This window comes from Streptomyces sp. NPDC006923 (genome assembly GCF_040635655.1).
In the GTDB taxonomy this organism is placed as follows: Bacteria; Actinomycetota; Actinomycetes; order Streptomycetales; family Streptomycetaceae; genus Streptomyces.
Window position 1 is genome coordinate 140,574 of record NZ_JBEYIF010000006.1, and the last position, 13,064, is coordinate 153,637.

7 protein-coding genes are annotated in these 13,064 nt (G+C 73.6%); 6 read left to right on the forward strand and 1 reads right to left on the reverse strand.

Features of this window, described 5'->3' with window-relative positions; genetic code table 11:
• The first annotated feature begins 50 nt into the window (after positions 1–50).
• The 5 genes from ABZ707_RS13995 to nudC all read left to right on the forward strand — a co-directional run bounded on the left by ABZ707_RS13995 (position 51) and on the right by nudC (position 10,148).
• On the forward strand, positions 51–440 hold the full coding sequence (locus ABZ707_RS13995) for an MGMT family protein (RefSeq protein ID WP_360172950.1): 390 nt from the start codon (positions 51–53) through the stop codon (positions 438–440).
• Between the two features lie 215 nt (positions 441–655).
• Positions 656–3,991: an ATP-dependent DNA helicase gene (locus tag ABZ707_RS14000; RefSeq protein WP_360172953.1), complete on the forward strand. Its 3,336-nt coding sequence runs from the start codon at positions 656–658 to the stop codon at positions 3,989–3,991.
• 68 nt (positions 3,992–4,059) lie between these two features.
• Entirely contained in the window at positions 4,060–7,746 is a 3,687-nt protein-coding gene (locus ABZ707_RS14005; RefSeq protein ID WP_360172956.1) for a UvrD-helicase domain-containing protein, read from the forward strand.
• A gap of 10 nt (positions 7,747–7,756) precedes the next feature.
• Positions 7,757–9,151 carry a dipeptidase gene (locus tag ABZ707_RS14010; protein WP_360172959.1) on the forward strand — a complete coding sequence of 465 codons (1,395 nt, stop codon included), beginning with the start codon at positions 7,757–7,759 and terminating at the stop codon, positions 9,149–9,151.
• Between the two features lie 52 nt (positions 9,152–9,203).
• On the forward strand, positions 9,204–10,148 hold the full coding sequence (gene nudC, locus ABZ707_RS14015) for an NAD(+) diphosphatase (protein WP_360172962.1): 945 nt from the start codon (positions 9,204–9,206) through the stop codon (positions 10,146–10,148).
• A gap of 87 nt (positions 10,149–10,235) precedes the next feature.
• Here the strand turns inward: nudC and ABZ707_RS14020 are convergent, their stop codons facing one another.
• On the reverse strand, positions 10,236–10,478 hold the full coding sequence (locus ABZ707_RS14020) for a mycoredoxin (protein WP_360172965.1): 243 nt from the start codon (positions 10,476–10,478) through the stop codon (positions 10,236–10,238).
• A gap of 238 nt (positions 10,479–10,716) precedes the next feature.
• On the opposite strand from ABZ707_RS14020, the gene ABZ707_RS14025 reads away from it, so the two are divergent.
• Positions 10,717–12,927: an ATP-dependent DNA helicase UvrD2 gene (locus tag ABZ707_RS14025; protein ID WP_360172968.1), complete on the forward strand. Its 2,211-nt coding sequence runs from the start codon at positions 10,717–10,719 to the stop codon at positions 12,925–12,927.
• Positions 12,928–13,064 lie beyond the last annotated feature (137 nt).

Here is a 13,064-nt window from a genome sequence, read left to right on the forward strand (position 1 = left end):
GGCATGCGAGATCGGCGGGGCTGTCGGTGGGGTGCGGCAGGATGGACGGGATGAGAAGCGAGGAGCCGGACACGGACGCGCGGGCGGAGGCTTCGCGGCTGCCCGAGTACGCGGAACGGGTGCTCGATGTCGCCGATCTGATCCCGCCGGGCCGGGTGATGACGTACGGCGATGTCGCCGAGTGGCTGGGGGAGGGCGGGCCGCGCCAGGTGGGCCGGGCCATGGCGCTCTACGGAGGTCCCGTGCCGTGGTGGCGTGTGGTCCGGGCCGACGGGGTGCTGCTGCCGGGACACGAGCTGCGGGCCCTGGACCGCTATCGCGAGGAGGGCACGCCGTTGCGGGAGGCTCCGCGCGGCGCGGAGGGCCATCTGCCGCGGCTCGACATGCGGCGGGCGCGCTGGGACGGCGGCGGGGACGCGGGCGATTCGGCTCACATATGACAGCTTCCGGCATCCGGCCGCCGCGCGGGCGGTCCGACGGCCGTACCGGCGGCGGACCGGCGCACGGAGCGGCGCGCGGACGGGCGCGTGGCACGGTTTCGGTGGCGGACGCCCGCCGTCCCCGCCGCCGGACGGCGTAGCGTCGTCGGCACGCGCCCCGCGCGCCCCAGTCACCCGCGTCACCATCAGCGACCCCTCCAGGACCGGCGAACCACGTGAGCTCCTCCTTCTCCACCGGGCGTACCCCGCACCGCCGGGTACGGCAGCGGACCACGGGCGCCTACCGGCTGGTGCGTACGCCGCCGGCGCCGACGGATCCCCCTTGGCTGGACGCGGCCCAGCGGGCGGTGGTTGACCACGGGAGCGGACCGCTGCTCGTGCTGGCCGGGCCCGGCACGGGCAAGACCACGACACTGGTCGAGTCGGTGGCCGAGCGCGTCGCCCGGGGCGCGGACCCGGAGCGGATCCTGGTCCTCACCTTCAGCCGCAAGGCCGCGGTGGAGCTGCGCGACCGGATGGCGGTCCGGCTGGGCGGCACCCGGGGGCCGCAGGCGACCACCTTCCACTCCTTCTGCTACGCCCTGATCCGCGCGCATCAGGAGGCCGACCTCTTCGCCGAACCGCTGCGGCTGCTCTCGGGGCCTGAGCAGGACGTCGCCGTACGTGATCTCCTCGCGGGCCAGCTCGATCTGGAGCGCGAGGGGCGGGCGGGCATCCGGTGGCCGGACGAGCTGCGCGCCTGTCTCACGACGCGCGGCTTCGCCGACGAGGTGCGTGCGGTGCTCGCCCGCAGCCGGGAGCTGGGGCTCGGCCCCGGTGCACTGGCCGCGTTCGCGGCGCGCACCGGCCGTCCCGACTGGTCGGCCGCCGCTTCCTTCCTCGCCGAGTATCTGGACGTCCTGGACATGCAGGGGGTGCTCGACTACGCGGAGCTGGTCCACCGGGCGGTGCTGCTCGCCGGGCGTCCGGAGGTCGCGACGCGGCTGACGGAGCGGTACGACGCGGTCTTCGTCGACGAGTACCAGGACACCGACCCGGCGCAGGTGCGGCTGCTGCGGGCGCTGGCCGGCGAGGGACGCACCCTGGTCGCCTTCGGTGACCCGGACCAGTCGATCTACGCCTTCCGGGGCGCGGACGTGAACGGCATTCTCGACTTCCCGTCCGCCTTCCCGCGCTCCGACGGCCGCCCGGCCCCGGTGGCGGTCCTCGCCACCGCGCGCCGCTCGGGCGGCCGGCTGCTGGCCGCGACCCGGCTGCTGACCCGCCGGATGCCGCTGACCAGGCTGCCGGCCGAGAAGGTGCGGGCCCACCGGGAGCCGGCGGCGGTGCGCGAAGGAGGCCACGTCGAGGTCTATACGTATCCGACGCCCTCGACGGAGCTCGACAACATCGCGGACATCCTGCGCCGCGCCCATCTGGAGGACGGCGTCCCCTGGTCCGAGATGGCGGTCCTGGTGCGCGCGGGCGGCCGCACCATACCCTCCATCCGGCGCGCGCTGACCTCGGCGGGCGTCCCGCTGGAGATCGACGGCGACGACCTCCCGCTCCGCCACGAACCGGCCGTCTCGCCCCTGCTGACCGCGCTCCGCGCGGTGGCCACGGCGGCGGCCCGCCCGCCGGCCCGGCCCGCCGGAGGGGACGCCGGGGCCCCGGCCGGCGGCCGTTCCGAGCCGTCAGGACTGCTCGACACCGAGACCGCGCTCACCCTTCTCACCTCGCCTCTCGGCGGTATGGACGCGGCGGACCTGCGGCGGCTCGGAAGGGCGCTGCGGGACGAGGAGCGGGCCGGCGGAAACCGGCTGCCCGCCGCGTCCGACACACTGCTCGCGCGGGCTCTCGCCGAGCCCGAGCGGCTGATCGCGCACGATCCCGCGTACGCCCGTGGCGCCCAGCGGCTCGGCGCGCTGCTGCGCAAGGCGCGTGAGCTGCTCGAAGGCGGCGCCACCGCCCAGGAGGCGCTGTGGGAGCTGTGGGACGGCACCCCCTGGCCGGCCCGGCTCGAACGGTCCGCCCTGCGCGGCGGCGCGGCCGGCCGCAACGCCGACCGTGACCTCGACGCCGTCTGCGCGCTCTTCGACGCCGCGGCCCGCGCCGAGGAACGCACCGGCGGCCGGGGCGCGCTGAACTTCCTGGAGGAGCTCGACGCCCAGGACATCGCCGCCGACACCCTGAGCCGCAGGGCCGTACGCCCGGACGCGGTACGCCTGATGACGGCGCACCGTTCGAAGGGCCTGGAGTGGCGGCTGGTGGTCGTCGCGGGCGTCCAGGAGGGCCTCTGGCCCGACCTGAGGCGCCGGGGCTCCCTCCTGGAGGCGGACAGGATCGGCCGGGACGGCCTCGCCGAACCCCTGACTTCGGGTGCCCTGCTCGCCGAGGAGCGCAGGCTGTTCTATGTCGCCGCGACCCGGGCCCGGGACCGCCTGGTCGTCACCGCGGTCAAGGCCCCCGCCGACGACGGCGACCAGCCGTCCCGCTTCCTCGCCGAACTGGGCGTCGAGCCCCGGGACGTCACCGGCCGGCCCCGCCGCCCGCTGGCCGTGGCCGCGCTCGTCGCGGAGCTGCGCGCCACCACCGTCGACCCGGCGGCGAGCCCGGCCCTGCGCGACGCCGCCGCCCGCCGTCTCGCCCGGCTCGCGGCACTCGGCGACGAGGACGGCCAGCCGCTCGTCCCGTCCGCGCACCCGCACCGCTGGTGGGGCCTGTACGAACCGACCGCAGGCCCGGTCCCGCTGCGCGACCGGGACCAGCCCGTCGCGCTCTCCGGCAGCGCGCTGGAACAGCTCGCCCACACCTGCGCGCTCCAGTGGTTCCTGGGCCGCGAGGTGAAGGCGGACGCACCGGCCACCGCAGCCCAGGGCTTCGGCAACGTCGTACACGTCCTGGCCGACGAGGTCGCCTCCGGCCGTACACCCGCCGATCTCGCCGTGCTCATGGCACGCCTGGACTCCGTGTGGGACGCGCTCGCCTTCGACGCGCCCTGGAAGTCGCGGCAGGAGAAGGAGCACGCGCGCGTCGCGCTCGAACGCTTCCTCCGCTGGCATGTGACGGACCGGGGCGGCCGCGCCACCGCCGCGACCGAGCACGAATTCGACGTCACTCTGGACGCCGGCGACTACCAGGTACGGATCCGGGGCTCCATGGACCGGGTCGAACAGGACGCGCGGGGCCGCGCGTACGTCGTCGACTTCAAGACCGGGAAACACGCCCCCACCAAGGACGAGGTCGCCCACCACCCGCAACTCGCCGTCTATCAGCTCGCGGTGCGCGAGGGCGCGCTGGACGAGGTCTTCGACGGTCACCGCCCGGAGCCGGGCGGCGCCGAACTCGTCCAGCTCCGCCAGCCCGCCCCGAGGAAGGAGGGCGGCGACGCCCTCCCGAAGGTCCAGGCCCAGGAACCGCTCGCCGGGGAGTGGGTGGGCGATCTGCTCGCCACCGCCGCCGGGCGCGTGCTCGACGAACGCTTCACACCCGCGACGGGACAGCACTGCGCGAACTGCGCCTTCCGCGCGTCGTGCAGCGCACAGCCGGAGGGCCGGCAGATCGTCGAATGAGCGGGCCCGTGCCAGGGCCGCCGCCCCTCGGCCGGGCGTTGTCGGTGGCTGCGGATAGCCTCTCCGAGGTGTCCGCACACCTCACCGATCCCGAGCAGCTCAAGGAGCTCCTCGGTATCCCCTTCACCCCGGAGCAGACGGCCTGCATCACCGCGCCGCCCGCCCCGCAGGTCATCGTGGCCGGAGCCGGTTCCGGCAAGACGACGGTGATGGCCGCCCGGGTGGTCTGGCTGGTGGGCACCGGACAGGTCGCCCCCGAGCAGGTCCTCGGTCTCACCTTCACCAACAAGGCGGCGGGCGAGCTGGCCGAGCGCGTCCGCAAGGCGCTGGTCAGGGCCGGGGTCACCGACCCCGACGCCATCGACCCGGACCGCCCTCCCGGCGAGCCCCGGATCTCCACGTACCACGCCTTCGCGGGCCGGCTGCTCACCGATCACGGGCTGCGGATCGGGCTCGAACCGACCACCAGGCTGCTCGCGGACGCCACCCGCTTCCAGCTCGCCGCCCGGGTGCTGCGGGAGGCGCCGGGGCCGTATCCCGCCCTGACCAAGACACTCCCCGCGCTGGTCAGCGATCTGCTCGCGCTCGACGCCGAGCTGGCCGAGCACCTGGTGGAGCCCGCCCGCCTTGGCGCGTACGACACCGAGCTGACGGCCGCCCTGGAGAGCGTCCCGCTCAGCAACGCCGAGCTGCGCAAGGTGCCCGAGACCGCCGGGGCCCGCCGGGAACTGCTCGATCTCGTCGGCCGCTACCGCGAGGCCAAACGCTCCCGCGACCTCCTCGACTTCGGCGACCAGATCGCCCTCTCCGCCGAACTGGCCCGTACCCGCCCCGAGGTCGGGGTCCTCCTCCGGGACGAATTCCGCGTCGTACTGCTCGACGAGTACCAGGACACGTCGGTCGCCCAGCGCCTCCTGCTCTCCGGGCTCTTCGGCGGCGGCACGGGACACGCGGTGACCGCCGTCGGCGACCCCTGCCAGGCCATCTACGGCTGGCGCGGCGCCTCCGTCGCCAACCTCGACGACTTCCCCGAGCATTTCCCGTACGCGGACGGCCGGCCCGCCACCCGCTTCTCCCTCAGTGAGAACCGCCGCAGCGGCGGCCGGCTCCTCGACCTCGCCAACGGCCTCGCGACACCACTGCGCGCCATGCACGAGGGCGTCGAGGCGCTGCGTCCCGCGCCCGGCGCCGAGCGCGACGGCGTGGTCCGCTGCGCCCTCCTCCGTACGCACACGGAGGAGATCGAGTGGCTCGCCGACTCGATCGCCCATCTTGTCCGCACCGGCAAGGCACCGGGCGAGATCGCCGTGCTGTGCCGCACCGCCGGGGACTTCCCGGAGATCCAGGGCGCGCTCGTCGCCCGCGAGGTGCCCGTCGAGGTCGTCGGCCTGTCCGGACTGCTCCATCTCCCGGAGGTCGCCGACCTCGTCGCGATGTGCGAGGTCCTCCAGGACCCCGGTGCCAACGCCTCGCTCGTACGGCTGCTCACCGGGCCCCGCTGGCGTATCGGCCCGCGCGACCTGGCGCTGCTGGGCCGCCGGGCCCGGCTGCTGGTCCACCGGGGCACGGGCCCGGACGGGGACGACGACCCGGACGCCCGGCTGGCGGCGGCCGTCGAGGGCACCGACCCCGCCGAGGTGATCTCGCTCGCGGACGCCCTGGACACCTTCCTGGAGTCCGCCGGTGCCCCGGACGACGGACTGCCCTTCTCCGCCGCCGCCAGAGTCCGCTTCGCCCGTCTCGCCACCGAGCTGCGTGAGCTGCGCCGGTCGCTCGCCGACCCGTTGATGGACGTCCTGCACCGCGTGCTGGCCACCACCGGACTCGAAGTCGAGCTGTCCGCGTCCCCGCACGCCCTGGCGGCCAGGCGCCGGGAGACACTGGGCAACTTCCTCGACATCGCCGCCTCCTTCGCGGCTCTCGACGGCGAGGCGGGCCTGCTGGCCTTCCTGGCGTTCCTGCGGACGGCGGCGCAGTACGAGAAGGGTCTGGACAACGCCCTGCCGGGCGGCGAGAACACCGTGAAGGTGCTCACCGCGCACAAGTCCAAAGGGCTGGAGTGGGACGTGGTCGCCGTCCCGGGCCTGGTCACCGGGCAGTTCCCCAACAGCAGGGCGCGCGAGGCATGGACGTCCCAGGCGAAGGTCCTCCCGCACGCGCTGCGCGGTGACGCGCCGACGCTTCCGGCGGTCGCGTCCTGGGACGCCAGGGGCCTGAAGTCCTTCAAGGAGGCCATGAAGGACCATCAGCACACGGAGGAACTGCGCCTCGGTTATGTCACCTTCACCCGTCCGCGTTCACTGCTGCTGGGATCGGGCCACTGGTGGGGGCCCACCCAGAAGCGGCCCCGGGGCCCCTCGGACTTCTTGCACGCCCTGTACGAACACTGCGCGGCGGGCTTCGGAGAGATCGAGGCATGGGCCGGCGAGCCGGCGGAGAACGAGGAGAACCCGGCCTTCGAGACGGCCGCCGAGCCGCACCCCTGGCCGCTGCCCCTGGACCCCGAGTCCCTCGCCCGCCGCAGGGAGGCCGCGGACACGGTCCTGGCCCACCTGGAGGAACTGCGGTCGGGACACGACGAGGAAGCGCTGCCGGACGACCAGGACGCACCGCACGACCCGGGCCTGCCCGATGACGAGGACGTGCCGCACGACCCGGGCCTGCCCGATGGCCAGGACCTTCCGGATCTCTGGGACGACGGGGATCCCTGGGACGACCTGTCGGAACCGGAGGCCGCAGAACCCACGGGGCCCGGCGACCCCGACCAGGAGGGACCCGCCGCCCGGACGGACTCGCGGCGGCCGTCCGTACCGGCTCCCCGGACCCCCGGCGACGCGGAGTCCCACCGGCGCCCGGCGCCCCACGCCGCGGAGGACCTGGCGCGCGCCGCGGAGGATCCGGCGCCCCGCGCCTTGAGGGAGGAGTGGCCGGGAGAGCCGCCAGGTTCGCCCGGCCCGGCCCGTCCGACGCCCGAGGAGAGCCGGGCCATCGCCTCCTGGGACCGCGATCTCGACGCGCTGGCCGGTGAGCTGCGGCGGGCCCGCGCGGGCATACGGGACGTCCCCGTGCCGCCCTCGCTCTCGGCCTCCCAGCTTCTGCGCCTCGCCGCCGACCCGGACGGCTTCGCCCAGGAGCTGGCCCGGCCCATGCCGCTGCCGCCACGGCCCGCCGCCCGCCGGGGCACCCGTTTCCACGCCTGGGTGGAGTCGCGATTCGAGGCGCTCCCGCTGCCGATGCTCGGCCCCGAGGAACTGCCGGGCGGCGACGAGGACGAGCCGGAGATCGCGGACGAGCGCGACCTGGCCGCGCTCAAGGCCGCCTTCGAGCGCACCCCGTACGCCCACCGCACGCCGTACCGCGTGGAGGCGCCGTTCCACCTCACCCTCGCGGGCCGCCTGATCCGGGGCCGTATCGACGCCGTCTACCGCTCGCTGGACCCGGCGACCGGCACCTACACCTACGAGATCGTCGACTGGAAGACGGGCCGGGCCCATACCGCCGATCCGCTCCAGCTCGCCGTCTACCGCCTCGCCTGGGCCGAGCAGCGGGGCGTCCCGCTGACCGCCGTCACCGCGGCGTTCCTCTATGTGCGGAGCGGCGAGGTCGTCCGCCCCGGGGCCCTTCCCGGCCGCCCCGAACTGGAGCGCGTCCTCAACGGCGACACGGGGGGCGACGGCGGGAGCGGGAGCGGAGCCGCATCCGGGGACGGGCGGTCCGCGGAACCGGCAGACAAGACAACCCGCGGAGCCGGTTAGGCTCGACATCATGCACAACATCCCGGACAGCGTCGTCCGTACGTACCTCCAGACCCACCGCGCCGCCTTCCTCGACGACCTCGCCGACTGGCTGCGCATCCCCTCCATATCCGCTCAGCCCCACCACGACGCTGACGTGCGGCGCAGTGCCGACTGGCTTGCCGCGAAGCTCCAGGAGACCGGCTTCCCGGTCACCGAGATCTGGGACACACCGGGCGCTCCCGCCGTGTACGCGGAGTGGCGGTCCGAGGACCCGGAGGCGCCGACCGTTCTGGTCTACGGCCACCACGACGTCCAGCCGGCCGCCCGCGAGGACGGCTGGGACACCGACCCCTTCGAGCCGGTCGTACGGGACGGCCGGATGTACGCGCGCGGCGCGGCGGACGACAAGGGCCAGGTGTTCTTCCACACCCTGGGCGTACGGGCCCACCTCGCCGCCACCGGCCGCACCACCCCCGCCGTCCACCTCAAGCTGCTGGTCGAGGGCGAGGAGGAGTCGGGTTCGCCGCACTTCCGCGCGCTGACCGAGCGGAAGGCGGACCGTCTCGCCGCCGATGTCGTGATCGTCTCCGACACCGGTATGTGGTCGGAGAACACCCCGACCGTCTGCACCGGTATGCGCGGCCTCGCCGACTGCGAGATCGAGCTGTACGGCCCCGACCAGGACATCCACTCCGGTTCCTTCGGCGGAGCCGTCCCGAATCCCGCCACCGTCGCCGCCCGCCTGGTCGCGGCCCTGCACGACGAGCACGAGCGCGTGACGGTCCCCGGCTTCTACGACGGTGTCGCCGCTCTCACCGACGCCGAGCGCGCTCTCATCGCGGAGCTGCCCTTCGACGAGGAGGAGTGGCTGCGCACGGCCTCCTCCCACGCGACCCTCGGCGAGGCCGGACACACCACTCTGGAGCGTGTCTGGGCCCGTCCCACCGCCGAGGTCAACGGCATCGGAGGCGGCTATCAGGGCCCGGGCGGCAAGACGATCATTCCGTCCTCCGCCCGGCTGAAGCTCTCGTTCCGGCTGGTCGCGGGCCAGGACCCGGACCGTATCGAGAGGTCCGTGCGCGACTGGATCGAGGCCCGGGTGCCGGCCGGAATCCGCCACAAGATCAGCTTCGGTGCGGCCACCCGTCCCTGTCTGACCCCGCTGGACCATCCGGCGCTCCAGTCGGTCGTACGGGCCATGGGCCGCGCCTTCGGCCAGAAGATCCGGTTCACCCGCGAGGGCGGTTCGGGACCGGCCGCCGATCTCCAGGACGTGCTTGGCGCGCCCGTGCTGTTCCTGGGCATCTCCGTACCGTCCGACGGCTGGCACGCGCCCAACGAGAAGGTCGAACTGGACCTGCTCCTCAAGGGCGCGGAGACCACCGCCCACCTGTGGGGGGACCTCGCCTCCACACTTCGCTGAACACTCCGCTGAACAGAAACCCAATCCACCCCGGGGGAGTTGGAAAGTACCTGTGAGCACCATCGGCAGTGACGCCACCGCACACCGGCCCATCAGTCTCACCGCGCACAGCGGTATCGACCGCGCGGCGCACCACCGTCTCGACGAGGCCTGGCTGGCGGCGGCCTGGAGCCATCCGACGACCCGGGTCTTCGTGGTCTCGGGCGGCCAGGTGCTGATCGATGACACCCCGGACGGCCGCACCGAGCTGGTCATGACCCCGTCCTTCGAGGCACCGGTCACCGAGACCCACCGCTATTTCCTCGGTTCGGACGAGGAGGGCGTCCGCTACTTCGCGCTCCAGAAGGACGCGCTGCCCGGTCGCATCGACCAGTCGGCCCGGCCGGCGGGGCTGCGCGAGGCCGGCATGCTGCTGTCCGCGCGGGACGCCGGCCTGATGGTGCATGCCGTCGCGCTGGAGAACTGGCAGCGGCTGCACCGCTTCTGCTCACGCTGCGGCGAGCGCACGGTGATCGCGGCGGCCGGCCACATCCGCCGCTGCCCGGCCTGCGGGGCCGAGCACTACCCGCGGACCGACCCCGCGGTCATCATGCTGGTCACCGACGAGGAGGACCGCGCGCTGCTGGGCCGCCAGGTGCACTGGCCCGAGGGACGTTTTTCCACGCTCGCGGGGTTTGTGGAGCCGGGTGAGTCCATCGAGCAGTCGGTGGCCCGCGAGGTCTTCGAGGAGGCGGGGATCACGGTCGGCGAGGTGGAGTACGTGGCGAGCCAGCCGTGGCCGTTCCCGTCGAGCCTGATGCTGGGCTTCATGGCCCGGGCCACCTCCTCGGAGATCATGGTGGACGGCGAGGAGATCGAGGAGGCGCGCTGGTTCTCCCGGCAGGACCTGCGGGCCGCCATCGAGTCGGGCGAGATCCTGCCGCCGGCCGGTATCTCGATCGCCGCGCGCCTGGTGGAGCTGTGGTACGGCAAGCCGCTGCCGAAGCCGCTGAACTGAGACACCGCCGCGCCCGCCCGCGCGGCCGAACGCACGACGGTGCCCCCGCCGGCCGGGCGGGGGCACCGTCGCGAGGCGCTCCGGCCTTCAGACGCCGATCTTCTGTTTGACCTGGGCCAGCGAGGGGTTCGTGAGCGTCGAGCCGTCGTCGAACAGAACGGTGGGAACGGTCTGATTCCCGCCGTTCGCCTTCTCGACGAAGGCCGCCGACTCGGGGTCGAGCTCGATGTTGATCTCGGTGTACGCGATGCCTTCGCGGTCCATCTGGCCCTTGAGCCGACGGCAGTATCCGCACCAGGTGGTGCTGTACATCGTCACAGTGCCCGGCATTCTCTCGCGCTCCTCTGGCTCGCTGGATGCGCCGTCCGTCGTCCTCGTACGGCGGCGCATTCAGTCGAACGTACGCGACCCTGCCGCCATTCCCGGCCGGCCGCGGTGCGCCCCACCAGGCCCCGGGACGCCGCTGCGGCGGGCCCCGGCCGGCCGGCGGTCCCGATTCGTATGACCGGAGCGGCCCACCTGTGGACAGCGCCCGCGGCCGTCTCGGGGGACCTGGCAGCATGGCGGGGTGACAGCAGCAACGCACTCCCCACTGTTCCCGCGCGAATCCGACACCGGCCAGATCGTCGCTCCGCCGCGAGACGCCGACGCGGTGCTCGACGGGCTCGATCCCGAGCAGCGCGAGGTGGCGACGGCCCTGCACGGGCCGGTGTGTGTGCTGGCGGGGGCCGGCACGGGCAAGACACGCGCCATCACGCACCGGATCGCGTACGGGGTGCGCGCCGGGATACTCCAGCCCGGCAGTGTGCTGGCCGTCACCTTCACCAACCGCGCCGCGGGCGAGATGCGCGGACGGCTGCGCCAGCTCGGCGCGGGCGGGGTCCAGGCGCGTACGTTCCACTCGGCGGCGCTGCGCCAGCTCCAGTTCTTCTGGCCCAAGGCGGTCGGCGGTGAGCTGCCGAGGCTGCTGGAGCGCAAGGTCCAGTTGGTCGCGGAGGCCGCGGCCCGCTGCGGGATCCGGCTGGACCGCAACGAACTGCGGGACGTCACGGGCGAGATCGAATGGGCGAAGGTCACCCAGACCGTGCCGGCCGACTATCCGGCCGCCGTCGCCAAGTCCGTCCGCGAGGCTCCGCGCGATCCTGCCGAGATCGGCCAGATCTACGGGATGTACGAGCAGCTCAAACGCGACCGCTCGGTGATCGACTTCGAGGACGTCCTGCTGCTCACGGTCGGCATCCTCCAGGACCGGCACGACATCGCCGACCAGATCCGCCGTCAGTACCAGCACTTCGTGGTGGACGAGTACCAGGACGTCAGCCCGCTCCAGCAGCGGCTGCTCGATCTGTGGCTGGGAGACCGGGAGAGCCTCTGTGTCGTCGGCGACGCCAGCCAGACGATCTACTCCTTCACCGGCGCCACCCCGGACCATCTGCTGAACTTCCGCACCCGCCATCCGGGCGCCACCGTGGTGAAGCTGGTCCGCGACTACCGCTCGACCCCGCAGGTCGTCCACCTTGCCAACGGCCTGCTCAACCAGGCGCGCGGCAGGGCAGCCGAGCACCGGCTGGAGCTGATCTCGCAGCGGGATCCGGGCCCCGAGCCGGTCCACACGGAGTACGCGGACGAGCCCGCGGAGGCCGAGGGCACCGCCCGCCGGATCCGCGATCTGATCGCCGCGGGTGTACCGGCCGGTGAGATCGCCGTGCTGTACCGGATCAACGCCCAGTCGGAGGTCTACGAACAGGCCCTCGCGGACGCGGGGGTGCCGTACCAACTGCGCGGCGCCGAGCGGTTCTTCGAGCGTCAGGAGGTGCGGGAAGCGGGGGCCGCGCTCCGGGGCGCCGCCCGCTTCGGCGGTAATGACTCCCTGCTCGACGATGTTGTGGAACTGCCCTCGCAGGTGCGGGCCGTGCTCTCCACCAAGGGCTGGACGACGGAGCCGCCGACGGGCTCGGGCGCGGTCCGGGACCGCTGGGAGTCCCTGGCCGCTCTGGTCCGGCTCGCGGAGGACTTCGTCCGCGCCAAGCCGACGGCGACCCTCGCGGATCTGGTGGCGGAGCTGGACGAGCGCGCGGCCGCGCAGCACGCGCCGACCGTGCAGGGCGTCACGCTGGCCTCGCTGCACGCGGCGAAGGGGCTGGAGTGGGACGCGGTGTTCCTGGTCGGTCTGACCGAGGGGATGATGCCGATCACCTACGCCAAGACGGATGAGCAGGTCGAGGAGGAGCGGCGGCTTCTCTATGTGGGTGTCACCCGCGCCCGGTCCCATCTCTCCCTCTCCTGGGCGCTCTCCCGCTCACCCGGCGGCCGGGCCTCCCGGCGGCCCACCCGTTTTCTGAACGGGCTGCGGGCGGGGTCCGCGGTCCCTGCGGCCAGGGGCGCGGGGGCGGCGGGCACGGGCGGCTCCGTCGAGCGCGGCGGCGCCGCCCGGCGCGCCCGGCGGGGGCCCGTTCTGTGCCGGGTGTGCCGCAAGACCCTCACCGACGCCGGCGAGATGAAGCTGATGCGCTGTGAGGACTGCCCCTCCGACATGGACGAGGCGCTCTACCAGCGGCTGCTCGACTGGCGCGCCGACCAGGCCGAACAGCTCAGCCAGCCGGCCTGGTGCGTGTTCACCGACAAGACGCTGATGGCGATCGCCGAGGCCGCGCCCGGCAGCGCCGGCGAACTGGCCGGGATCTCCGGCGTCGGCAGCCGCAAGCTAGGGCGTTTCGGAGCCGATGTGCTGGCCATTTGCGCAGGCGAGGAGGGTGCGAGGGGCGCGGGCGACGACTGATTCGAACTCGTCGGAAAAATAGTTTGCGCACGCCCCGCGAATCCCCATAGGTTCTTAACCACGGGAACGACGGCTTCTCCGAAGCCCCGGTCCCGTGCTCTACTTATCCGAATACGTGTGACTGGCCCCCGGGCCGG

What these genes read in the sequence shown, in the direction of transcription:
- ABZ707_RS13995 (WP_360172950.1), top strand. Translation starts at nt 51, where the DNA reads ATGAGAAGCGAGGAGCCGGACACGGACGCGCGGGCGGAGGCTTCGCGG.
- ABZ707_RS14010 (WP_360172959.1), top strand. Translation starts at nt 7,757, where the DNA reads ATGCACAACATCCCGGACAGCGTCGTCCGTACGTACCTCCAGACCCAC.
- ABZ707_RS14020 (WP_360172965.1), bottom strand. Translation starts at nt 10,478, where the DNA reads ATGCCGGGCACTGTGACGATGTACAGCACCACCTGGTGCGGATACTGC.